Source organism: Bremerella sp. JC817 (assembly GCF_040718835.1).
Classification (GTDB): Bacteria; Planctomycetota; Planctomycetia; order Pirellulales; family Pirellulaceae; genus Bremerella.
Genome location: NZ_JBFEFG010000266.1, coordinates 40,599 through 65,638 on the forward strand (window position 1 = coordinate 40,599; position 25,040 = coordinate 65,638).

Below are 25,040 nucleotides of genomic sequence, written 5' to 3' on the forward strand. Positions count from 1 at the left end.
TGCCTGTCCAGGATCGCCAATCTTAAGCAGGCTAACGATCTCTGTCGGAGGGCTTCCTACCACTTCGGAATCTGTACGTCGACCGAGAACGAAGGAGCCCCCGTTGTAAGCTGATCACGCGTCCAGATTTCAACTCGTGGATGGTCGCTGGCTTCGACGTCATTCTTACTTTCGTACATGAATCGATGCGTAATGCTCAGGATCTCGCGACTGCCATCGCCGGCGATGTCGTAGGTGCGTTGGATTCGCGGTGGTGCCGGAACGATTCCCACATGATGTGGTTGAATGCCTTGGCTGCCCGGTTCAACCCTCACCACGATCTGATATTTGTACTGATCCAAGCTGGTGGAAGTCTCGACCGTGAAGTTACCGGCCGCAAAGTCGGCCCCGGTGTTGGTGACGTTGTTCACCAGCAGGTCTTTCAACGAGACCGTCTTGGCAGGCTGGATCGGCTTCTCGAGCTGCGTGTAAACCTTGACCCGGGCCCATTTGGCAGCCGATTGCCATTGGTTTAGCTCCAGCAGAAACTCAGGAAACTGCGTTTCGTTCCGAAGCAGCAGATCGCTGAAGTAGCGGGTCTCGAAAAGTTCGTTCGGAGCGAACGCGTTCGTAACGCTCGGCTGGATCTCGGCCCAGATGTGAAACGGTCGCACGGTAAACTGCGTGTCATTTGTGTTCTCCAGACGCACTGGAATTTCGAGCGTCCCCGTATCGGGGTCAGGGGCCTGGAAATTAAGGATGCTGGCGATGTACTCGCCGCTGAAGCCCAAGGCATCGTCGACCGAAATCTTCGCTCGGGCTGCTTCGTCGGCCTGATCATCCTGGAAGACCATCTGGTTGATTTCGTCGTCGTAGGTCAGACGAACTCGCTCACCACCACGAAGCTGAATCTTGGCGGTGTCGTCGGTTCGTAGTTCACGCACGGTGTAGTCGTGCCGCTGGTTCTCGAAACTATCTTTGGCGTACCATAACGAACCGAACTCGTGTGGAGTCGGTTGGCTTGGATCGTCCGATCGCTGTACCGAGAAATAGACCTTGATGTTGATCAGTTCTTCGATGCGTCGGCGAAGTTCGATCTGCTGGTCGGCCGGAATGAACCCGCCACGAGCCTTCTCTTTCGCTAGCCAGGCAATCTCCGCCAATGTGTTGGCAGGAGGCTGCGACGAAGGATTAGTCTGGAGGTTGCGGGCCTGTTCTCCCAACGCAAAGCCCACGACCTGAAGCTGCGTGTTGGCATACTTCGGCTTGTTGAACTCGTCGATCAAGTTAATAGCGCTCTTGCGGAACGGCCGACTGGTAGGGTCGTCGGCCTGATCGTTCGCCCCATCGGTGATTACGATAATTTGCGTTGGCTTCGTGGGATCGATCTTCTGCAGGGCCAGGTAAATCGAATAGTAAAGTGGAGTCTCGCCGAAGGCATCGAGTTCTTCAATCGCATCCTGAATGCGAGCGACATCGACGCCTGGTTCGTTTTGATGTGGCGATTGATTCAAGAGTGGAGCCAGGTTCGCATTGACCAGCGGCATCACATCGTTCGCCGGCACGATCCCGGCCGGAACGTTCACACCAGGCCGCTGAATCGCTTGATTATCACCATCCCAGCCGACTCGGCTACCGAAGGCATAGGTCAGCACGCGGAACTGACCCTTCGGACTGGCCATCGTTCCGAGAATATCTTGCAGCACGCCCTTGGCGATGCTCATTCGCGACGCAGGCGGTGTCCCTGAAACGATCTTCGACATCGTGGCGGAACAGTCGAGGATAAAGATCACGTCGGCCGTTCCGCTCAGTTCGCCATCGACCGAGACGGTCGGCTGCCGGAACGGGAATGGATTCACGTCGACAATCTGCACAATGCTGTCAGGCCGCTTAGTGCCAGAGATCTCAAGCGGGAACCGGCGAGCATTGCCACGGAAACGAATTCGCTCGATCGTTTCGGTCGACTGCGCCACGGCTTTCGTCGGGATGATTTGCAGGAAGGAACGCTGTGGCTGGAAGATTCCGACGGGCTGGGTCTGGAAGGTGTGGGTGACACTCGACTCGCCAGCCGAGTCAGACGTATCGACCGCCTTGCCTTGGTTCGCCAGCAAGTCAATCGCCGAAAGACCGGCTGGGATCGATTGCGGGAAATGAATGGTCAGCTTGTGATGGATGTCGTCCTTGGAATCGCTGATCGATTCTGGTGGATTACCAAGATCAACCCACCGGGGGTAATCCTTTCGCAGTTGCCGCAAGCGACTGATGACGGTACTGGCTAGTTCGCTGGTCGCGTTCACCGATTCCTGACTGAACGGACCGAGGTAGGCTTCCGCCGAACGATCGAAGTAAGGATTCAGCGAGTCGTTTCCCCAGAAGTCTTCCATCGCACGGAAGGCATACCAGGCGAAGTGCTCCTTGCGTTGGATTCGGTACTCGATCTGGGGAGGCGTGGTGCGATTTCCGGAGATGCGAGCCTGATCCGAGACTACAACCCCGGTGAACGCGGTCACTGCCGTCGCATTGGTCGCACTGGGGTACGATTCGATCGACCGCGCGGGTGCCAACGAACTGGCGAGGGCTTGTTCTTCGACATTCAACGCAAACTCAACGGTGGGGCCGGTCGCTTTCAGCAGTGCGGCGGCCGCTGGTTCGTTCTCGACTTGGATTGGTGCGATCTGATAGTCGCCTGCACCGCCGACCTGATTCAAGGCTAACTGCCAGGGGCCTTTCGGAAACGAAGCCAGACCCAGGATCAACGGAGACTGGGCGACCGGTTTCAGATTGACGTTGCCGAGCGATTGGCCGGCGATGGCAATTTGTTTAGCACGTAGCGAGTTGCGATCGTACGTCGCCATCGAAGGGGTCAAGCGAGCAACGTAGCGAACGCGTAGCAAGTCGTGGATTTCGAGTAGCGTCTCGGAGTCGGAGCGATTCTTGCCTCCTTGGGCGTCGAGGATATCTTGCGATTCACGATTCAAGAACCGAACGACTTCGGCATAGTTTTGTTCGATCTCGCGGATCAAATCTTCCTCGGGAATAGGAGCCTTGCCGTAGTTCGGTTGGCTTTCACCTTCCAACTTGCGAGGCGAAAGCGCCGCTGCCAGATCGTGACTTCTCTCGAGTGCGGTCGTGGCTTGATTCAGACGCAACTCGCGATCACTCGCGCCGTAAGGGTGATGCGTCAGCCACGAAATGAGATAAGGCACCGAGATTCGAACCGAATCGACCGCCCGGTATGCTCGCGTCAGGCGATCCTTTTTACTGGCGATATCCTGGAAGCCATTGGCGGCCCCGGTTAATGGTCCCAGCAGTTCCAACGTCTTGTCGGGCTGCAAGGCGTAAAGGTAATCCTCGGCTTCGCGGCGGATCGAATCGGCGTTGTCGAGCGATGGCACCAGCCAGGGGAAGACTCGTTGGTCTGCCGTAAATGCGAGTCGTTCGAGGCGTCGGCGACACTGAAGAACTTCGACCATCGCGTTGCGGTAAGGAGTCGCGTCGTACGAAGCGGCGTCGATGCCGAAGTTGGTGGCCAACGTCTGCTGGAAGTTGGCCAGCATCAGAAGTTGCTCAACTTCGACAACATGCGTTCCCTGGTTTGCTTCCTGGACCGGACTATTGGGGGCCGTTTGCAGGTAGTTGAGAATCAGCTCGATATTCTCAGGCGTCATGTCCCGCTGATTCGCTTTGGTGAAGCCATCCAACAGAAACTCGGCGGCCGCGTAGTAGTCTTCACAGCGTAGCGGTTTGGTTTGCTTGTCGGTCGGGGTGTCTGGCTTCTTGGCCTCTTCCGCGATTTTGTTAGCGTTGGTTTGCAACTCGGCCAACGTCGGAACATGGGTGATCGGTTCTGGGTGAATCAATCGCCAGCAGGCAAGACTTCCCAGGGCATATGACTTCCGTTTACCCAGCTCTCGCTGTAAACCAGTTCCCTCGAAGAATGGCAACGTCGACTCAACGATCACTTGCTCGGCGACCGGATTGTATTGGGCGATGGTCATCGCCAGATCATCCATCGCCTGGTGAACCGATTTCAAGATCTGCGTGAGCTCGGCCTGATACCACATGCCTGACTCGGTCATGCGCTCGGCACGCAGCAGTTCATACTGCACCAGGCTGAACCGGGCCGGAGCGATCTGCAGGGCACCATTTTCACCCAGCAGTTGCAGGGCATCCCACAGGTCGGCCAAACGCTTCTGATCGGGACTATTGCCATCGAAGTTGGAGGCATTGCTGGGCTTGATCTGGAACTTCGCGTCACCGACACGGCTCAGTAAGATCTGATCCGGCGGCGGAGATTGACCAATCGAATACAACTGGGGCGTTTGTCGAGAATTGCGATGCTGCATCGCCCAGTTGTCGACGCTTTGCAGCAAGTAGGTATTCAGTTCGCTGAGTGAAACGCTGTCGTCCGAAACCGAGGTCGGCATCTGGTCGGCATCGCCAAGCAGGCCTTTGCCGAACAGCAATCCAAAATTGGTGCCACCATCATGAGGATTCGCCCACGACTTCTGGCCGTCGCTGCTCGAGAGTAGCAGGTGCGTATTGGAAAGCTGAATGTCTTGTGGCAACGTCTTCAGCAGATTTCCGACTGACGAAGGGAAGTTGTTGTACAAGCGATTGGCCGACCACTGCGACTCCATGCGGCCCATATCGAAGACCAGCAACTTGTACGACTTGGGATAACGCTTGATGGTTGGATGATCGGAGATCGCCTGCAGGACCGTCGTCAGCGGCACCAGTTTGGCGTTGGCATTGCCACTCTCGGGCGAAAGGGCCCGGCTGTTCTTTGCCACCAGGTACGGAACGCCATCATAGTTGGTCACGCCATGGCAACTGAAATAAAAGACCCAGCCACCAGGTCGCGGCCCGCCAGGGGCCTTCGTCAGATCGAGATAGCGATTGATGGCTGAGGTAAACTCGTCGTCGTCGAGATTGATCCAGGGCTTCTGCTGTTCGGAACCGGCCGTCATTCCCTGGCCGATGTATAGCTCGATGTTGCTGCCAGGGTCTTCCATCGACAACGTGAAGTTGTTGAGGTCTTCCAGGGCGAATGCGTTCGGTGCCCACAAGGGATCGTCATGTTCCAGAGTCGCCATGTGAAGCATCGGCGTCTTGGTCGGTTGACAGCCGATGATCGCGATAAACGAACCGGTCAGGATCGCCAGCGAGAAGAGCAACAGGTTCAGCACGCCGATGTTCTTCGGACCGTTCGACTTGTTCTCGCGGAGATACGATTTTTCAGAAGCTCGCTGGCCAGTCGGAGCAGGCTCGCCACGTTTCTTGCCGCGCCAGTCGGAAGGATCACGCGGAGGTTTCGCGGGCGTGGGCTGAGGATCGTTGGCTGGTTTCCGTTGCGGCTTCTTGGGTTTGCCGGCTCCTTCACGCCAATCAGCCATGATGCTTGCCTAGCTCCTACGGTTGCGGGTTCGAGTCGACGAGGAAGAAACGAGATCGCGGAACATCACTGGCGATGATTCTGGATCATGCCGCAGGTCGTTCCATCGAGAGTACCAGATTAACGGGACGCTTCAGAGTAAGTTTCGCGGAAATTCATCGACGGCGTCAGCTTTCTCCAAGAACGTCAAACGCCACGCCATCGGGAACAAGATGACGTGGCGGACGATGCGTTACCATTGGGGTCTCGATTCATCGGTTAGCGAGCAATCGAGATCGAACTGCCAGGTCGAAGTACGTTCAATGCCAGGCCGTCGATCGGGCGGACATACAACAAACTACCGTCGACTTTCACGACTTGCACTTTGCCGTCGATGGTATGTTCACCACGGCGGCTATGGATCTGGATGGCCAACGTTTGACCAACGTTCATGTTGGTTGCCTTGGGCAGGTGCATGGCGGCAGCCGACTGCTGCTGCAGGACGAACTCGACCTTGGTGCTGATGATTTCTAGTCGCGAGGCAACCGGAATGCTCAACGGCTCGCTGTCCTGGATCACCATCATGGCGGGGCTTTCGGTGGCCATTTCAGCCGAAACCGTCGCGACCTGCGACTGGCTGAATGCTTCCTGCTTCTCAGCGGAGCCAACATGGACCGGGGCGTAGAAGCTGGCCTGAGGTGCTTTCTCGACCGGAGCTTCTGGCATCGGCACGATCGCGGCGTCTTGCAGGTTCGCCGGAGCCGCAGTCTGCAGCGGAGCAGGTGGTGGAATCGGTGGCAGTGGTTCGCCCATTCCAGGAGCCGTTTCACGACCGGGAACTGCTGGGGTCGGAACTGTTTCGCGACTGTCCTGGGTTGCCGGAAGCACGCTGATCGGCGGGCACGCGGCCAAGGCTTGAGCGGCCATCGAGCGGACGTCGGCGGAAGGCTCGTGCCAACACCCGTCGGTCTCGCCATAGGCCATGTCTTGCAGCTTTTCCTGGATTTTCTCGGTGCAGCAGGTGCTGCTGCAACCATCGTTGCACGCACAGTTCCCCGCGGCAGTTGCCACGGTTTGAACGGCCGTCTTGCGGACTTCTTCGGTGCAGTCGCTCAGGCCAGCCAGGATGGCGGCTTCGACTTTGCCTTCCTTGTCGTAGCACCCACAACCGATGGTCGCCAGGTACTTCAAAGCCTTGATCTTCTGCGGTGCAAGGTCTTCTTCCGCTTTGATCTCAGCCGCGGCCTTGATGGCTGGGTTGGGGGACTGAAGATTGAGCGGGTCAGCAATCCGCTTCAGTGGTGGCTTCTTTTCCCACTTCGGATGGTTGCCATGCTTGTTGATCCAATGGGCGTTCGCAGCATCGAACGATTGAGGAATGCCGAGCTTGTTCCACACCGTAACGGTAGGCGGAGCGGAGTGGATGGCACATCCGTTAACGAACATGGCTACGCACGCGAATGCGGCGTACGGCAGTGAAGGCCTGACCATGAGAGCGTTCCTGTTGGTTTTGGGGCAAGTCCGATGAATTCCAAATGTCGGGGTCGGCTATCCTGCAACGATTGTGCACGATAGGAGACTCCCCACATGCAGTACCATCGGAGTCAACGCCCCTCAAAAACAGTATTCAAGATGCTTGCGCAATCATTGTCCTAGCCTGCTAGGTTTTCGTGATCCGAAAACTTGACGCATTTTACCTGGCTGGCTTTGCGGGTTGCGTAAAATTTGAAAGTGCGTTGTCTCTAACAACTAGGTAGTTGCTAGCGTGCTATCGCAGCACTGTCGTCAATAAGCCAGCATGCTAGTTGAATTGAAGTTTGTAGATGGGAGAGCGTTGGTTCGCCGGCGAGGCCTGAGCGGTCGTTTCGGTCGATTTAATTCCGCCAGAAGTTTGTCGGCCACTGGTCTGCAGTGTGTAATTCGTCCCCGGCTTGAGTTGTGTGCTTTCAAACACCCAGGTAAACCCATCTGGAGCCAGTGTCGGCTGGAGCGGGAGTTCCTTGATGCTTGGTTTGTACTGCGGATCTTTGGTCGCTCTGCCATTCACGAAAACCACTTGGGTCCGAATGACCATCAGTGGCTGGGGGTTGCCATCGGTCGGATCGGCCAGCTTGGGACCGACACGAATGATCAGGTCGAGCGGATCCGACTTCAAATCGGCGCGATTCACGGCTCGTACCCGCAATTTGTGGGTCGTCCCTTCTTCCCACTTTAAATCCGCCGGTCGGATATTGAGGATGAACTGAGGCACACGCAGGAAGATATCGCTTTGGTTCGGCACGATGTTGCCCACCAGCGGCTCCAGGATGGAAGGCTTGTCGGCGATCGTTTTGCCAGGGCCAGGCTCCCCAAATTCTAGATACTTGATGCCGGAAGCCTTGTCTTCGGTTGGGATGGTGACCTTCACGCCATCGTTGACAGCGATCGCCAAAGGAGAAGGGGCGATGTTGATTGTTGGCGGATCTTTATCGATGACCACCGGCACACGGAGGCTTTCGACCATCTTCGATCCGTTATAGATCTCGACAACAAAGTCCCCAATGAACGTTTCGTAAGTCGCCGCCGAGAGTCCGTTGGCAACGATATCTTGCAGCGACGACGTGATCACCAGCGGACCTTCGGCCTGGGCTGTGGTCAACTCGGCGGCGAACGAGCGATTCGAGTACAGGGTCTCAGTGAAGTTCAAGCGAGCCGATTGAAAACCATTGCCAGCTTCCAACAGACCGAGCTGGATCATGTCAGGGTTAATCTCGGTGGCACCGTTGAAGCTGTTGGTGTCGGTCGAAATAGCCATCAACCAGTCGACCGTCTTGCTATTGCTGGGCAAGATAATCGGAAGCCGATTCGCGGGCCAATCCGATGCCATCACCTCGACCGGCAAGGGGGGCTTTTGCTCGTCTTCGACATGGGGCACATATGCATCCAAGCGTAATGCCTGAAAACCGGCCGAAGCGTCGGCGTCGATCTTGCCGGTGTTCAGATGCATCACCTTGCGAAACGCCCGTCGCAAAGTAGGCTGCTTTTCTGAAGACGCGATATCGATCAGCAGCGGACGCAAAGGAGACTTGGAGCTATCGAGATTCAAAACGGCTCCGAGCGTCGCCGTGCTGTCTGGCGAATTCAGCATGCCATACGACTGACGGCGAATCAGTTCGGAATCTTCAAAGACGTTATCAAACTGCCAGTCCCACTCGACGCGAATCGGTATCTTGGCGAGGTTATGCGGCAAGGTGCAGAATCCAACCAAAGGTTGTTCGTCCCAGGTAGCCCTTGGCATGGCACGACTGCCGGTGATTGGCTGCACCATCATCTCGAGCCGCGAGAGCTTATCGGCGGGATAAACGGCCGGCTGGAAGTCGAGGTATTCGCTCGGATTGCGGGGAACCCATTCGACCCACCGCATCCAGCGTACCGGGTTGCCATCGGCGTCTTTGTGCTCCGTGTCTTCGATCACCACTAGCAAGCCATTGGTCAGGCTGGTGGGAAGTACCTTGCCGGGCGAACCTGGTTTGCCGTCGGGACCCGGGGGACCAGGCGGTCCGGTGAAACGAAGCCATTGGCATTGGTTCTCGTCGACCGCTTCGTTAACGATCCGGCCTCGCAGGCGTGTTGCAGGAGGAGGAATCTGATCGACCGGCGGGGCCTGAATTCCGGTGGCAATGCCGGTCGGTAAGAAGTCTTTGCCAAGGTTCACCAAGGGACGCTCGAAGCTGGCAACCCGCCACGGGGCGAGCTCCGCTTCCTGACTGTTGGCACCGCCTGTCGCTGGCTTGCGATGATACTGCGAAGAGAATATTCTCCCCGTTGGCATGATGCTGCCAGCTGGCCGCACGGCCGGATAGAGCGACACATTCAGGCTGCGTGGGACACGCGAGCGGTTCATCACGCCCAAACGATATTCCGACGGGCGGTTATCGAAGACGGGGATTTGCACGCGGTTGCCATAGAAGATGCCAGACTGATCGGCACCGGTTTGCTGCACGATCAACTCGACAACTTCTGCCCAAGGCAGCGTGACATCGAGCTTGCCGACGCGACTTCCTTCGGCACCTGGGGGAATGTATTGCGTCGGAATCGAAAGCGAAACAATCTCGCGCTGGGCGGTGCGAATATCAGGAATCTTTCGCCGTACCGCGTTCGCTTCGCGGTCGAGTAACGCCGTGACCGTTCCTTTGATGATGAGCGGTCCGCTGGCATCGATTGTGTAGTTCAGGGTTCCCTTCACCGGATCGAAACTACCGTTGTCGAACGAGACTTCCAACGCGTTGTTATCGTAAGCAACCTCGAAGGTGACCTGTCCAGGCGGGAAGTTGGTGGCTGTCAGATCGAAAGCAACTTCGACCGGCTTGCCGATTTCATACAAGGTGACCGGTTGGTTCTCGGCGCCACGTTGAATTGTCAGGCGAGGGATCTTTTCCTGAACCGGGAAGCGGAATGGCAGCGGTGGAACTTCGCCGACGATCTGGGCCATGTTGCGCCAATCGATCGTCCGGACACGAACCTGGTAGCGAACCTGATCACGGTAGTCGGCATTGGTCGAAAGATTAGCCGGGACGGTGTTGCCGAGCGTGACGAAGGCTTCGTTACCGTCGGTCGCGGGCGGCTCGCCGGCAGCGGCGATTTGAAGGTAAGTTGATCGCAGGCGTTCCATGTTGGCTGCCGAGGCCCGCGGGAGTTCTCCCTGAGAAAGCTGCATCAGGAAAGGAGTCGAACTATCGATGTACGAGTAAGGCGGAACGGATTGCTGCGAGAAGGAACGGAGCGATTGAGACATCTGCAATCGATCGGCGGCCGATGGCAGCGATGTCTTCAGATAACCGATCAGGCGAATCGCTTCCGCCATTTGAAAGTTTTGATTCTTCGTCTGCGGATCGAGTGGTGAGATGGTCATCTCGACATTGGTCAGTCGACGTAGCGAATTAATATTGGCAAGGGCACGATCGACGACGCCCACGTACGGAAAGTTTTCGAGCGGTTCGCCAGACTCGTCGCTGGAGGGGACTTCCAACATGCCCACCGTGATCTCTTCGATATCTTTCAGCAGCGATTCGTAATTGGAAACGGTCGAGTTGCTTCCGGTGTATTCATACCAACGCGTGATCTCAGGTACCTGGTAAACGCAATAGTTCCATCCCAGGATCGCATCGCGTGAGGTTGTGCCTGCCGTGGTTAGTTCGGCGCTCCATGCTTGCTCGTAAGGGGTACCGACAAACTGGTTCCACGCTTCGATCAAATTGTCGGCCGGAGTATCACTTAGAGGGGGAATCGATTGAATGGCCTGGCCGTTCTTCATGTTGGCCAGCAGCGTTTCTAGCGAAGCTTTCATCTTGGTCAGCTTGTCTTCCGGCACGCTACCGGTGGCAAACAGCAAACGAAACTGGTAGCCGATCAGGTAGCTGTCGAGTCGACGAAAGTATTGCGGAGCGAAGTCGATCGGACTCCAGACCATGCCGCCACGCTCGGCCGGTGGCTGAGCCAGTTGATCGCGAAGCTGCCACACTTCATGCAAGGTGACCCAGCGTGGATCCTCATCCGTGGTCTTCTTGCCGTCTGGTTTGCCATCGGATGCGGCATCAGGCTTGCCATCCGCAGGGGCTGCTTTGGGTGGGGCAGGGGGGACCGGCTCTTTCTTTTCCAGGGCGTCCTTGGCCTCGTCTTCGGGTGAGGGTGTCTTTCGGAAATAGCGACAAATGAAGATCGCTGGAAACCCATCGGTCAGAATTCCCTGGCCACCTTGGAACAGCCGAGGCGTCTGGACAATTACGCCTTCGCCAAGATGGTCTTTCACGCGAACGCAAATGTGATGGTACAACTCGTCGAGCGTCAGCACATCGTCGCTCGACATGTCGATCAGATCTTTGCCGATGAACGCCTCCTGAACCGCTTGCGAGAAGATCGAGTTCCGCTGTAGCGATAGCGATAGCGACTTCTGTCCGTTCTCGTGTGAAGTGATGATGAACAAGCTGTCGTCATCGCGAGCTTTCATCTCGGTTTCGAGAGCCGCGGTGAAGTTGTTCTCGTAAAGGTCGATCCTTCCATCGGTGACAATCGTGCCGGCATCGAGCAGGACCAGCTTCATTGGGCAGTTCGCCGTCTCGATCCAGTCGAGCACGACATTCAAATCGAGGACGCCACTTTGCTGCCAGTTGGCGAGCGAGTTACGAAGGAAGGTTGGCGTGGCGACCACGACATGGGCGACACCGTCCTGATCGTATCGCAGGGTATGGGCCTGAATATAGAAAACACACGCGTCGTGACGCCCTGGCGTCTTACCGTCCGAGGCTTCGCTGGCCAGCAAGTCGATCGATGGGAAGTTCTCTTCCAGAGAGAGAGCTGTCAGATGAAACGAGCGTGGATCGTGGTTCCCTTTTTCGGCGATCGTATCGGCGACCGATGTATGGACCAAAGGCACGGTTGCCCAGAGATCGTATTCAATCGACTTTGCCGCAAAGAAGAAAGTGTGCTGTTGCCGAGGGGGAATGAGAAACCAGATCAGCGTTCCCAGCAGAATCAGGAACAGCATTGCCACGAAAATCAGGCGAACCGTCCGCTTCAACGGACGCCCTCCGTTGCCGGGGCGATGCTTCCAATCCTGCTTCATGCCGGGAGTAAGCTTGGCCATCGTGTCTCTCGTGATCAGGCGTCGATGTTGGGTACCAAAACAACGGTCCGCTCCTCATCCGAAAGAAACGATCCCATCCGAACCCACCCGGTCATTAAATCACACACACTTCGGGATTCAAGACACTCCCCAGGGGCGAAATGGGCACGATGAGTGCTGATTCGGTCCGGAAACGAAAAAAGCGGGTCAGCGTCTTATCGACACCAACCCGCTTTCTGCTGGAGATTTCCTGAGAAGTCGTTCGTACCCTTACGATTGAACGAGCATCGCGGCCTTGCCAAGCCGCTGCAAGACTTCCTCGATGGCTTTTTTCACCACGATGTCGCGGGGCAGATTCGCCGTTTTGTCTCCCTTGGTCTGGATGACCAGCTTTCCTTCGTCGACCAGACGCTTCAGTTCTTCACCCAGTTGGGCATGGTCGCGGGTACCATCGATCAAGGGAACCATATGACGTGCCAGGTCGTCGACCTGAACCGTTTCGTGGCGGCCGTTGGTCAAGCGAGTCGTATTGGCGGCCTGCATCCGGGCGACGCCTGAGGTCTTTGGATATTCCGGAACCTCGACGGTGAATCGCGAAGGATTGTATTGCAGTTCGATGATGCCACTAACCGTCATATGAATGAGGTTCGTCGCCAAAGATCGCTTGAGAGCCTCGATCTTGGTGGCATCGGCAATCACGCCATCCACCATCTTATCGATCGCCGACTGGAACAAGTCGTCGAACGAAATCGCGGCCGGATAGCACTCCTTCAGCGTTTCGACGGTGTGAATCACTAGCGGGTCCTGCGTGCTGACCGTCTGACGAGTCAGTGGATTGACGAATGTACGTGGATCGCCTGGCTTGGTGGTTTTGCTACGGTCGATCTGCTCGTCGAGGTTGCCCGCGACATAGGCCCCGTCCAGCGATTCGAGCTTCAAGGCTCGCGACAGCTTAGCGTTTTTGCGGCAAAGCAGCGTCTGACGGAAGGTGCGATTGCGGACGAAGTCGGAGTACTGTTCGCGCTGGATGATTTCCGGAGCGATCCGTTCCAGGGTCTCGGCGACTTCTTTCGGGAAGTTGCCGGTCCACATGGTCGCCAATTGCGATTCGCCCAGATACTGCAGGTCGTGCTCTTGGGCTCGCTCGACGAAGTCGTGGAAATAGAGCGGCGTGTTCTCTTTCTCGAGGTGTTCGTGAAAGAGGTAATTGTCCGACTGGCGACGCAGCAGTTGCAGTTCGCTGTTGAGCAGCATGCCATAGGCGCCCCGGTCGGCCGAAACGCTCTTGGCGAGAAATTCGAGCAAGGCCCGAGCTTGTTGAATGCGACGAGGTACTTCGCTGACGTTGCGGACATGGAAGCTCATCATGTCGCGGATCATGCCGCGCATGTGCCAGCCGGGGAAAGTGTTGTAACTGATGTAGGCGATGCCATCTTCCGTCAGGCTGTTCTGACAGACTTCCAGAATACGGTTCTGGATCTCTTCGCTGACCCACGAGAACACACCGTGGCAAATGATGTAGTCGAATTCGCCCATCGACTCGTCGATGTCGGCACAATTCATGTGCAGCAGTTGGATGTTCGACAGCCCGAGATAGCTGATGTTTTCTTCCCCTTGCTCGATCTGTTTCTTCGACAGATCAACCCCGACAAATTCGCTCTCGGGCAGGGCTTCGGCCATAGGAATCAAGTTGCCGCCGGCAGCGCAACCAATCTCCAGGACGCGGCACTTGCCAACCGGAGCAGGGCTCAAACCGAACAGGTGCCCCACCGTGGCCATTCGTTCTGGGTGAGACTGGCGGAAGGGATGGCTTGGATACGGAACGACGTCGTAGCTGTACTCTTCATCAGCCAAGGAAGGCATATTATCCGCGGTGCTCATGAGCTCTTTCACGAAGAAGGCAAAGAGGATAGGACGAGTGGATCCCGGGTTCGCTGCCCAGGGAGCAATAAGGTCTTATTCTTCCCACAAACGGGAAATGTGTCGTCTCCAAAGTCGGAAAAGTCGACGGAATCTACCAGTTTTACCAGAGAATCTTGTCGGTTGCAGTCATGGAGACAATTGGGAAAACCTGCACGATGTTGCCGAATCTGTCGATTATGCCGCAACTATCTGGGGCAATCACCGACACTTACGATAGGGCGTGTTTTAAACTTCAACCCGGTTTGGTGTTACGTCGTATTTGTTTGACGGGTCAGAGTGATACTGATCTAATCGAATTCCTGCAATCGTTCCCCCTAAAATTAGGTGCAGATTCAACATCATGTTGGTTGTCCTCGAGGTGGTCGTTGGTGCTCAAGTTGGGCGCCAAGTTAAAGTGCCGCAAGATCAGACATGCAAAATCGGACGCACAAATTACGCCGACGAAGCATTCGCGGACGATGTCATGATGTCTGGCCAACACTTCGAGGTACGCAACGACGGTAAGTATTGCTGGCTACGCGATCTCGATAGCCGCAACGGAACGCGTGTCGATCACGAGCTCGTCAAAGAAAGCCTCGTCTTGCACGACGGCCAGAAGATCTATGCAGGCCGCACCGAGTTTCTCGTCCGTATCTCTGGCGGCGCCAAGAGCCCCTACGAATCGACCAATCTCGGGCTGATCGAACCCGTTCAGAATCAATCGCTGTTGTCTTCGGAGTATGGCAGTCAGGCCATCGAAGGGAGCGATCCTCGTTTCTCCAGCAGTGGTTCGCCGGGGGTTAATCCTGCGGCATCGTCGGGTCTGCCGAAAGATGACGCGGCTGGTTTGCCGATCGCTGGTTCCTCACTGGGAGACTCGGGCACCGATCCGGCTACGCCACCGAACTTTCCCACCGTGCGAAGCGACGTCCATTCGAATGATTTGAGTAACCCGACGGCCAAGAGCCCTCCCTGGTCGCAATCGCCTCCGCCGCCGATCGTGCCGGGGCAACCTGTGCCAGGTCAGGTGACGCCTGGCTTGCTTCCGCCAGGGACGCCCCCTACGGGACCATTCGTGCCGCCCGAGAACCGCAAGCGAGGTGGCGACGACGCTCCGATCTTTAAGTTTGCCAAGGGGGGCCTGGGCTCGCCTATGGGACCTCCTGGCGGAAATCCATCGCCAGGCAACTTTCCTCCTTTCAGCCCAACGCCACCATCGCCCGTTTCGCCTGGCATGCCACCGGCTGGTAACTTTCCACCGCCTCCTCGGCCCGTTCCACCCGGCACGCCGATTGGTCCGCCAGGGACGCCACCGACAGGGCTTCCGAATATCGAAGAACGGGACGACATCCCGAACTTCATGAACCTTCCGCCGCAAGATCCTCCGTTCAAGCAGCCCCCCGGCGAAGGTAAGTTCGGGCCTATCGAAGAACCAAAGTCGCCTCCATGGGAGGCCCAACTCGGTCTGCAGGCTGGTGCCAATCCCAACCTCGATTTCGGCGACGACGAATTCGGTCCGCATCTGGGCCCTTCGCTCGACTTTGATGACGAGGCGGACGACGACCCGGTTCTGGGCAAACTGCGGGAAAGTGGCACCGAAAGTCCCAGCTTTGCACCGCCGGCGAGACCTGGCAACTTCAATCCGAACCTGGTCGGCTTCTCGAACGACGATCCGGTCGCTCGAGAAGTGCCTGGCCTCAATCCGGATGTCTCGATTCCGTCGAACATCGAACCGCCGCCACGCTTTCACGAGCCCCAAGCCGCAGGCGTTGGTAACTGGCGAAATCCTGATTACGCTTCGGCCGATCTGTCTGAGGCCGACATGCCGGGTGAAGCGACCGATGCGTCGGCCCCTGCGGCGGCAGAATCGGTTCGCGGACTTTGTTTTCGCGAAGAGACCACGGTCTCTGGCTATCCGTTCTATCAAAGCATTCTCGAAGGAACGCCGGCGGTTTCTTTCTCGCCGTTCGCCATGATCCGCGAGCTATCGCGCATCGCACGGCCAGTGCTGTCGATTCATTTCCTGCGTGCTGAAAAGCCAATTCCCGAAGGGCTCGGGGGCGTGCCGCTACGTGGGGACCTCGACGAGAAGTTCGCGGCACTGGGCGGGCCGATGCTCTTCTGCCCGGAAGATCTCGAGCCGTTTCGTGAGATCATCGACGAGATGTGGGGACTTGATGCGATCAGTGTCTTGTTCACTTCTGGCGATCCCCAGAAGATCGTCGACCACTTCCGCGCTGGCCTGTTCGGGCCTTCCCGTGGTGACCAGCCGAGTGCATCGCCGGGGCCGCAATTCTTCGCGGTCTTCTCGCCCAATTTGCTGACGACTTTTTTGACCCAACGCGATCAGGAAACGGTCGATCAATTGCTTGGTCAGCCTGTCGAAGCGATTTTGACCGAAGTGGCGGACATGCCTGACAGTTGGCAACTGTTCACCCGCAAGTCATGGGCCGAGCCACTTCAGAAGCTGGGATTGAATCGCGTCGTCGAACAGACCGGTTAAGTGATCTCGCAAATCAATTCTTCGGATCGCATCGACAGGGGACTGGCATGGCAGAAATCAAGGTTGGCAGTGCGCTCGCCCCGGCAAAGATGAAAGTCGATGAGCAAGTCCCGCTGCATATTCTGCTGGTGGGCAATTTCCATGGTAGCGGCCAGCCGGAACGAACGACGCCGATCGAAGTCGATCGAGACAACATCTACGAACTGCCGGCGGAACTTCAGGTGCGCCTCGAAGGTATTCTGGCATCGTCCGCTGGGGCCACGCAATCGATCGATTTCGAGGAATTCGAAGACTTTTAGCCCGACGTGTTGTTCGAAAAGCTCGAACTGTTCGAGCAGCTTCGGACCCTTCGTCGACGTTTGAAAAATCCCAAGCACTTCGATTCCGCAGCGGCGGAAGTCTTGGCTTGGGGAGACAACGCGACGGACGCTTCCAGCGAGGTCCCTGTCTCGCCGGCCGCCCCAGGGTCGGAAGATCTGTTTGCCGATGTGCTGGCTCAATCGGTCGACGTCGATCGCTCGCCACTGGAAAGCGGAAACTGGCAGGCCTTCATTCAGAAAGTGCTCGCCGAAAGCAAGGTCGAACGGGTCGATTCTCGCCAGGACGGTCTAGTTGCCTTGGTCGATGAAGCGATCGCTGAAACAATGCGGGGCGTGCTTCGCAGTCGCAGTTTTCGTCAACTGGAAAGTACTTGGCTTGGTCTCAAATGGCTTTCGTTCCACGTCGAGACCCATGCCAAGCTGAAGATCTTTGTGCTCGACACCTCCGCCGAAAGCTTCCAGGCGCAACTCGACGACGCCAATTGGAGTGAGACGGCGCTAGCTCGGCAAATCACTCGACCGCGGCAAACGCCTGGGGCAACCCCTTGGGGCGTGATCGGCTGTTTGTTTCCGTGGAGTGCGAACCAGAAAGACCTGATTCGACTGTCTCGTTTCGGAGATCTCTGCCAGGAAGCGGGCGCGGCGCTGGCCGTGGAGTTTCAAGGAAACCAAGAGGAATGGCTCTCGATCGAAGAAGTCAAACAGGTAACCTGGGATCGCAATCGTTTAACACGGCCGATGCAAAGCATCGCAGGACTATGGCCACGCGTGCAGTGGCGGCTTCCGTATGGAAAGAAAACGAAGCCGGTCGAATCGTTCGCCTTGGAAGAAGTCCCTCCGACCGGCAAGGCCGAGTTGGCCTGGGGGAGCCCCGTTTGGCTGGCGTTGGCGGCGATCGCGCAAGGTTTTAACGAATGCGGCTGGAAACTCGACACTTCCGCCGTCAGTCAGTTCACCGACTTGCCTTTGTACTTCGATCCCAATGCGGATGGCGACGCTCATCCTTGTGGCGAATATCTGCTGACCGATTCGCAGATTGAACACCTGATGCAGATCGGTTTGAGCCCGATCGTCTCGTTCAAGAATCAGGACCGCGTCCAGCTTCGTGGCATCCAGTCTTTGGCAGGCGGAGCGTGGCTCGGACCTTGGTCCCATCGCTAACATGGTGCGCACGAAAAAAAGCTGCCTGAGCGTTCGCCCAGGCAGCTTTCATTTTATCTTCGAGCTTGCGTTCGACTTACTGACCGAGGATGTACGAGAACATCAGCGGAGCGACGATCGAGGCATCGGAGTTGATCATGTACTTCGGACTGTCTTTGCCCAGCTTGTACCAGGTGATCTTTTCGTTCGGGACCGCACCGCTGTACGAACCAAACGAAGTGGTCGAGTCCGAGATCTGGCAGAAGTAGCTCCACAGATTCACGTCTCGCTTTTCGAGATCCTGCAGGATCAGCGGAACGGCACAGATTGCGAAGTCACCAGCGATACCACCACCGATCTGGTAGAAGCCGATGCCCTTCTTTTCGTGCTCGAGGTACCACTTCACCAGGTCTTGCATCATCCGTGTGCCTGGGTGGATGACGTTGTGCGAAGACAACGTGCCATCGTAAACGCGGGCCGCGAAGATGTTGCCCAGCGTCGAGTCTTCCCAACCGGGCGTGAAGACCGGAATACCTTTTTCGTAGGCGGCCAGCACCCAGCTATGTTCGGCTGGAATCTGGTAATGCTCTTGCAGCTTGCCATCCTTCAGCAAACGGAAGAAATAATCGGTCGGGAAGTGCTGCTCCCCCTTTTCGTCCGCTTCTTTCCAGTATTCGAGCAAGTTGTGCTCGAAGTGGCGAATGACCGTTTCCGGAATGCAGGTATCGGTAACGCGATTGAAACCATCTTCACGAAGCTGGAACTCGTCTTCTGGCGACAGGTCGCGATAGTTGGTGCACATCGCGTAGTCGTCGTGGGCGACGAGGTTGAAGAAGTCTTCTTCGAAGTTGGCAGCCGTGCAACTGATGGCGTGTACCTTATCGGCACGGATCATCTCGGCCAGAGAAATGCCCAGTTCGGCCGTGCTCATGGCACCGGCGATCGACATGAACATCTTGCCACCTCCATCGACCATCGACTTGTAAGTCTTGGCCGCATCCAGCATCTCGCGAGCGTTGAAATGGCGGTAATGCTTCTCCATAAACGCGCTGATGCTCATCGTGTGCGACTCCTGCAGAAAACGGAAAGATTGCACCGCCGCCAATCGCACTTCGCGATACAGCCGGACGGACTGTTTTGAGGCGGACGATTATATCAGTGCGCCAAGGCGAGGAAAATTAGCCACGCTTCTCCCAGGATCTTTCCAATGGCAATCTTCATCGATCCGCACTGATTTTGCCCGCCAGAAATTCACTCGAGTCTACGGGTTTAGCGGAACCTGATCAGCGATGGGCCATATCTGCCCCATGATCGTAATAGTTCTCAAAAGTAGTGATAGGCAGTAATTGATGCATTTTCTGCAATAACCACCGTAGAGGGGTAGTTGTGTACCTATATTTCGTGTAAAGCGCAAAATTGAATAAAATCAAATAAAGTGGTTTGCTTTGTATTCAACGGGGGCTGTAGCATGCCCCAAAGGTTGAGGTTTTCTTCTCTGACTCGGCGTTCGTCGGGTTTCTCGCTGCGCAGCTTACCCCAAATTGCAGTCTTCCTAATTCTTCCATATCTCGTAGAGGAACAGAGTTATGAAATGTAGAAGGTCTCTGAGCGGATTCACGCTCGTCGAACTCCTGGTGGTGATCGCCATTATCGGTGTATTGGTCGCCCTGTTACTTCCGGCCGTCCAATCGGCCCGAGAGGCAGCACGTCGAGCGCAATGTACCAACCAGATGCGGCAGCTTGGGTTGGCCATTCACAACCACCACGACTCTCATAAGTTCTTTCCAACCGCAGGCCGAGGATGGGACTATTTGCCCACGTTCAACGTCAATCACGACCAGGTCGACGGCAGTCCATTGGTAGGTGCCCAGCAGGAAGCGGGATGGCAGTATCAGATCTTGCCCTACCTGGAACAGATGAACGTTTATCAGGGGGATAATTACGGCACGGCCGAAGAACGAGGCCATCGCATCGCTGAAGCGGTGATTCAAACCTATTACTGCCCCAGCCGCCGGGCCGCCGCGCCGACGCCCCAGTCGTATCGCCAAAGCAAGTACAAAAACGTCGCCATGACGGTCCCTTCCGGCACGCACGAGATCGGTAAGTCGGACTATACCGCATGCTGCCGAGACTCGCGTCCGCGAGAGCTGAACACCACCATGCCGAGCCAGTTCTCGGACGACTCGACTTCGCTCTACAACGTCGGCTTTAACGATATCAGCAACGGCTACGGCTGGGCGAAACGGACTGAGTATTGGAGTGGCGGTAAGACTGGCACGTTGACTTTCAGCGGCATTTCCGACGGTTCGTCGACGACTCTCTTCATTGGCGAGAAGCGGATGCAGGTCGGCTATATCGGCCAGAATCCTGGCAACGACGACAACGGCTGGGTGAGTGGCTGGGACAACGACTCGGTCGCGTTGGCCGGACGATTGCCAGGGCCAGATGCCCCAAATGTTCCTTACACCGACGCGTTCGGTTCGGCCCATCCCAGCGGATTCAATGCCTTGTTCGGGGATGGAAGTGTTCGACAGATTCCGTACGGTGTCGACGTTGTGGTGCTGGTTCGCATGTCCCACGTCGCTGACGGCCGTTCGTACAAAGACCCGTAAATCATGAAGGTCCGAAGTGCGCGGATTCCAGAATATTCCACAAGGTGAGGAACCATCACGTGAAACAAAAGTATTGCATTCTAAGCATGGCGTTGATCGCCCTGGCAGGACTTATCTTCAGCGGCTGTGGCAGCGGTGGAAACCAGGTAACGGTATCGGGACAGGTCGTCGAGAACGGCCAACCAATCCCAGTCCCGAATTACGAAGAAGGAGTGAACAACGTCGCGCTGGTCTTTGTGCCACTCGATGAATCGGGCGAGATGAAAGACGAAGCAGCCCATGGTGCGAACGCTTCGGAAGATGGCAAGTTCACCGTTACCGGCAACATGGGGAACGGCATTCCACCAGGAAAGTACCGCGTGGCAGTGCGTATGACCAGTATGTCCAAAGATGGCATGGCCAGCGACGATGCCTGGAAAGGGAAGTATGGTCCGACTTCGTCCCCGTTTGTGTTTGACATTAGCTCCAGCACGAAAGACCTGAAAATCGATCTCGCCGAGGCTCCCAAGTCGTGAGCGATTCGAGTCGGGGCAGCTTCAGTGACTTAGAAAGGCCGTGCTTCGCCCCAGGGTGGCCGCGGCCTTTTTCTATCGTGTCGAACTCGTCTTACCATCATCTATTCAGGATGTCGTTCCATGAAAAACTATCGAGGTTTCACCCTGGTCGAGCTGTTGGTGGTGATCGCCATCATCGGGGTGTTGGTCGCGTTGTTATTGCCGGCGGTGCAATCTGCCCGAGAAGCGGCACGACGAACGCAGTGTGCCAACCATATGCGTCAGATCGGCCTGGCAATCCACAATCATCACGACACACACCAGCACTTTCCAGCAGGTGGACGTGGGTGGCAACACTTTCCGACCTTCAATGTCGATTGGGGACAGACCGGAGGAAGTCCTGAGGTGGGCGTCAAGCAGGAGGCAGGTTGGATGTACCAGATTCTGCCTTACCTGGATCAGATGAATGTCTACCTGGGCGACAATCACGGGACCGTTGAAGAACGAGGCATTCGGATTTATGGCGCCGTGATTCCAACCTTTTACTGCCCCAGTCGCCGAGCCGCCGCGGCCACCCCACGTAACATAACCCCCAGCCTTTACCGCAGTGTCGACGTGGGGGCGCCTTCCGGCATGTATGAAGTTGGCAAGAACGATTACACCGCCTGCTGTGCTTCCGACCGACCGCACGAACTGAAGAACATCTTGCCGAGCAAATACCCGGACGACAACGCCCTGAACAATGCCGGTTTTCGCTCGATCTCTAATGGGTATGGCTTCATCAAGCGTACCGAGTACTGGCATCCCGATGGTCCTCGAAACACTGGCCTGTTGACTTTCTCGGGGATCCCCGACGGCTCGTCGACGACGCTGTTCGTGGGGGAGAAACGGATGGCGGTTTCGACGATCGGCCAAAATCCTGGGAATGATAACGAAGGGTATGCTTGCGGCTGGGACCAGGACACCATCGGCCGCGCCGACATGCTTAGCGGTCCCGACCTTCCGTCCATCGTTTCGACGGTGGCCTACGGCTCGGCGCACCCAGGGGGGTACAACGCATTGTTTGGTGACGGCAGTGTGATCAATCTGGCGTATGGCATCGATGTCGAAGTCCAGTCCCGCATGGGACACATCGCCGATGGCCGGTCATTCAAGATGCCGTAAATCGAACGGTCCGTAAGTCAACATGGGGCGAACAGGCTGGCCTGAATTTCACCAGGTCAGCCTGTTTTTTTCCTTTTAGCCCCCCGATACTGGCACATCTTTCGCGAATAGAATAACGCCACCATTGTTGTTTTGTTCCGAGGATGTCTCCATGGTTTATGTTGCCGCTACCTTATTGCTGTTGGCCAATATGACGGCCTGGGTATCGACCCTGATTACTCTGCCAGGCAACTGGATCTTGTTGCTGTTTACCTTTCTCTACGCCTTCTTTCTGCCGGCCGAATATTACCCGCGTGTCAGTTGGACCGTGGTGATCGTGATGGCCGTGTTGGCGATCCTTGGCGAAGTGCTCGAGTTCCTGGCAGGTGCCGCCGGAGCTGCCAAGCAAGGGGGAAGTCGCTGGGGGATCGTGCTTTCGCTCGTGGGTGCATTCGTCGGAAGTTTGACCGGCGCGATCATGCTGAGCTTTGTCCCGGTCATCGGAACGATGATCGGCGCGCTACTGGGTGGCGCCTTAGGTGCATTCGGCGGTGCTTGGGCTGGGGAACACAACACCGCGAAGACACACGAAGAACGCTGGGCGATCGGCAAAGGAGCATTCGTCGGACGCATTATGGGAACGGTCGGCAAGTTGGCCGTTGGCATCATTATGCTGGTGCTGGTGACGCTGGACTCGTTCTTCGATCTCTCGGCCCGACCAATTGTGACCGAGGCCGTTTCGATGTTGTCGCCTTAGCCGGCAGCAACTACGCCAGGTACTTAGCACTCAGCTTGCGAACCGTGTTCATATTCCGCATGGTGCTGCTCGGCAGTTTCAAGGCTTTCATCTCCGGCAGGTTCCACACCTCGGAATCGGACATCTTGCCATAGCGTAGCCAGAAGATCTCGCGCCCAACCACACGGAAGAGGTCTTCATCCGTCTCGATCGTCTCCAAAGCTTTGACTGTCTTCGGTGCCAAAGCTTTCGCTAGAAACGAAACGTGCATGCTCCAGCCGTCTTCGCTTTGCTGCGGAAAAATCTCGGCCGAAGCGATCTGGCGAACTTCGGCTGCGGTCCGGACGAAGGTGTCGACTTCATACCCGAGTGAGTGCTGCAGATGATCAGCGATTTCGCTCGCCAGTTTGGCGTCGCTCTTCTTAGCCGTCTGAAAGATCACGTTGCCACTGGCGATGTAGGTCTCGACCGCGTCGTAACCCAGCTCTTCGAAGTAACCGCGTAACTGATCCATCGAAAGCCGGCGTCGGCCCAGGTTCAGCCCACGCATGAACGCAACGTATTGAGATAGTTTTGCCATGCGGCTGTTCTAGCAGAACAACAGCACGCTGACGAGTTCTTCCAGCTAGTTCTTCAGGTCGAAGTCGAAGCTGGTTTGTGAGTCCGAAACGGAAGCCTTCAGTTCTGATGTCCGCACCGAGTGGTACTGGGCTGGGATGCTGTTGTCGTACTTCTTCATCGGTGGTGAGTTCGGATTCTTGGAAGGAACTTCGACCATCGATGGCTCGACGGCGACCTGGTATTCCCCGGTCGGAATCGAAACCTGATAGGTACCATTGCCGACGTCGCTGCGACTGGCGTAACCGGTCGCTGGGTTTTCAAACGAGATCGAGCCCCCTTGGACCGGCTTGCCATCCATGGTGACATTGCCCGTCACGGTGACCATGTGCGGGCCTGCGGGGCCACAACCGGCAATCAACAACAAGGCAGAAGCAAGCAGAAGGAACTTGGACATGACGATTTCGCTTGGAAGAGCAGGGGGCGAGGTGATGGGAAGAGTGCCACATAAGTGACGCGGCTACTTGCGTCACTTACGAGTTCAAACGCATTGCCTTACGGCAGTTGGACTACGTTGCCGTCGTCGCGATCGGCCAGGTTCTTGCCAACATTCACGTCCAGCGTTTCAGGCAGAAAGCGAATCGAGGCATCCGACACAATGACCAAAGCACCGCCTGGGTGAGCCGACTGAATCGGCGTGTTGCAGGCATCGGCCTTGGCCCAATTGCCACCGATGATGCTCGTGCCGATTCCCTGTCGAACCGTCGTGATGTTCCAGCAACGCGTATCCGCGCCCCACGATCCATCCGTGCCATTCGGCCGAGCTGTGATCTTGGCACCCATGTACCAACCACTCACGGGATGACCGCGACCATCAAAGGTCTTGTTGCTGCCGTCGGTGGTGAAGCCTGATTGTTCGGCGATGCAGAACGTGTTCGACGTGCCGTCGGTGATGTCGCGGAACGACGTTCCCACGAAGTTACGGAACACGCCACCATCCGAGATGTAGCTACTGTTCGTTGCCGCATGATCGGTGGTGATATGGTTGTCGCTCCCAGCGATCAAGATGTAATCGGTCTGCTGGATTGAAACGGTATCGCCGGAAGGACCAGCCGTTTCAAAGCGAGGGAGCGGGCTGGAAGGGCACCAGTAACCGTCGACCGAGATGTCTTTCAAGATCGCCCGCAACGGACCCGATCCGGTCGACCCCAGCCAGAAGGTCATGCGGAAGTTGTTCGAGGTGGTCTTTATCTGGTTGAACAGAGCACCTTGTTCCATGAAAGGCAACAACGAAACCCAGGCGGTCGGGCCATGCGCGCCTGTGTTGGCCGCGCCGGCGATCGACGAAGGTGGGAACGTGTTGAAGGTGTCGTGATAGTTGTGCAGAGCCAACCCGATCTGTTTCAGGTTGTTGCTGCAGCTCATTCGGCGTGCCGCCTCACGAGCTTGCTGGACCGCCGGCAGCAGCAAGGCGATCAACACACCAATGATGGCGATCACCACCAATAGCTCGACCAGCGTGAAACCTCTTCTTTGCATGACGGGACGTCCTTGGGGAGTGGCAATAAAAATCGATATTCGCGCGAATATTTTTAGTTTATGCCCGCTTTGGGAATGGACAATGGCTGTTTGTCAGTTAACGGTAAAATCGGCCATGAAATCGCAATGATAGCGGAGT

Annotated in this window: 15 protein-coding genes; 7 read left to right on the top strand and 8 right to left on the bottom strand. The window is 56.5% G+C overall.

The genetic code is table 11. The features are described 5' to 3' along the window. Window positions 1-56 precede the first annotated feature (56 nt). From AB1L30_RS07580 to AB1L30_RS07595, 4 genes are all read right to left on the bottom strand, one after another. Window positions 57-5,375, bottom strand: coding sequence for a VWA domain-containing protein (locus AB1L30_RS07580; protein WP_367012820.1), 5,319 nt, complete (start codon window positions 5,373-5,375; stop codon window positions 57-59). Window positions 5,376-5,632: 257 nt separating this feature from the next. Further along, window positions 5,633-6,844 (bottom strand): hypothetical protein, encoded by a 1,212-nt coding sequence (locus tag AB1L30_RS07585; RefSeq protein ID WP_367012821.1) that lies wholly within the window; start codon window positions 6,842-6,844, stop codon window positions 5,633-5,635. 310 nt (window positions 6,845-7,154) lie between these two features. Beyond that, window positions 7,155-11,975: a hypothetical protein gene (locus AB1L30_RS07590; protein WP_367012822.1), complete on the bottom strand. Its 4,821-nt coding sequence runs from the start codon at window positions 11,973-11,975 to the stop codon at window positions 7,155-7,157. 249 nt (window positions 11,976-12,224) lie between these two features. Then, on the bottom strand, window positions 12,225-13,835 hold the full coding sequence (locus AB1L30_RS07595; protein WP_367012823.1) for a class I SAM-dependent methyltransferase: 1,611 nt from the start codon (window positions 13,833-13,835) through the stop codon (window positions 12,225-12,227). Between the two features lie 382 nt (window positions 13,836-14,217). On the opposite strand from AB1L30_RS07595, the gene AB1L30_RS07600 reads away from it, so the two are divergent. From AB1L30_RS07600 to AB1L30_RS07610, 3 genes are read left to right on the top strand one after another with little or no spacing between them, the layout of a single operon-like run. Beyond that, window positions 14,218-16,359 (top strand): FHA domain-containing protein, encoded by a 2,142-nt coding sequence (locus AB1L30_RS07600; protein ID WP_367012824.1) that lies wholly within the window; start codon window positions 14,218-14,220, stop codon window positions 16,357-16,359. 47 nt (window positions 16,360-16,406) lie between these two features. Beyond that, window positions 16,407-16,658: a hypothetical protein gene (locus tag AB1L30_RS07605; protein ID WP_367012825.1), complete on the top strand. Its 252-nt coding sequence runs from the start codon at window positions 16,407-16,409 to the stop codon at window positions 16,656-16,658. Window positions 16,659-16,664: 6 nt separating this feature from the next. Continuing rightward, window positions 16,665-17,840, top strand: a complete 1,176-nt coding sequence (locus AB1L30_RS07610; RefSeq protein ID WP_367012826.1) for a type VI secretion system contractile sheath large subunit — start codon at window positions 16,665-16,667, stop codon at window positions 17,838-17,840. A gap of 76 nt (window positions 17,841-17,916) precedes the next feature. Here AB1L30_RS07610 and AB1L30_RS07615 read toward each other — a convergent pair whose 3' ends face one another. Next, window positions 17,917-18,879: a deoxyhypusine synthase family protein gene (locus tag AB1L30_RS07615; protein WP_367012827.1), complete on the bottom strand. Its 963-nt coding sequence runs from the start codon at window positions 18,877-18,879 to the stop codon at window positions 17,917-17,919. Between the two features lie 526 nt (window positions 18,880-19,405). Between AB1L30_RS07615 and AB1L30_RS07620 the strand changes: the two genes are divergently transcribed. The 4 genes from AB1L30_RS07620 to AB1L30_RS07635 all read left to right on the top strand — a co-directional run bounded on the left by AB1L30_RS07620 (window position 19,406) and on the right by AB1L30_RS07635 (window position 22,825). Then, window positions 19,406-20,431, top strand: a complete 1,026-nt coding sequence (locus tag AB1L30_RS07620; RefSeq protein WP_367012828.1) for a DUF1559 domain-containing protein — start codon at window positions 19,406-19,408, stop codon at window positions 20,429-20,431. A gap of 59 nt (window positions 20,432-20,490) precedes the next feature. Continuing rightward, window positions 20,491-20,946 (top strand): carboxypeptidase-like regulatory domain-containing protein, encoded by a 456-nt coding sequence (locus tag AB1L30_RS07625; RefSeq protein WP_367012829.1) that lies wholly within the window; start codon window positions 20,491-20,493, stop codon window positions 20,944-20,946. A 120-nt stretch (window positions 20,947-21,066) separates the two neighbouring features. Then, complete coding sequence (locus AB1L30_RS07630) at window positions 21,067-22,089, top strand: DUF1559 domain-containing protein (protein WP_367012830.1); 1,023 nt, start codon at window positions 21,067-21,069, stop codon at window positions 22,087-22,089. A gap of 151 nt (window positions 22,090-22,240) precedes the next feature. Continuing rightward, complete coding sequence (locus tag AB1L30_RS07635) at window positions 22,241-22,825, top strand: DUF456 domain-containing protein (RefSeq protein WP_367012831.1); 585 nt, start codon at window positions 22,241-22,243, stop codon at window positions 22,823-22,825. Between the two features lie 10 nt (window positions 22,826-22,835). Here AB1L30_RS07635 and AB1L30_RS07640 read toward each other — a convergent pair whose 3' ends face one another. The 3 genes from AB1L30_RS07640 to AB1L30_RS07650 all read right to left on the bottom strand — a co-directional run bounded on the left by AB1L30_RS07640 (window position 22,836) and on the right by AB1L30_RS07650 (window position 24,901). Further along, window positions 22,836-23,384, bottom strand: coding sequence for a DUF1697 domain-containing protein (locus tag AB1L30_RS07640; protein WP_367012832.1), 549 nt, complete (start codon window positions 23,382-23,384; stop codon window positions 22,836-22,838). Window positions 23,385-23,429: 45 nt separating this feature from the next. Further along, window positions 23,430-23,819 carry a hypothetical protein gene (locus AB1L30_RS07645; protein WP_367012833.1) on the bottom strand — a complete coding sequence of 130 codons (390 nt, stop codon included), beginning with the start codon at window positions 23,817-23,819 and terminating at the stop codon, window positions 23,430-23,432. Window positions 23,820-23,917: 98 nt separating this feature from the next. After that, on the bottom strand, window positions 23,918-24,901 hold the full coding sequence (locus AB1L30_RS07650) for a DUF1559 domain-containing protein (RefSeq protein WP_367012834.1): 984 nt from the start codon (window positions 24,899-24,901) through the stop codon (window positions 23,918-23,920). Between the last annotated feature and the right edge of the window lie 139 nt (window positions 24,902-25,040).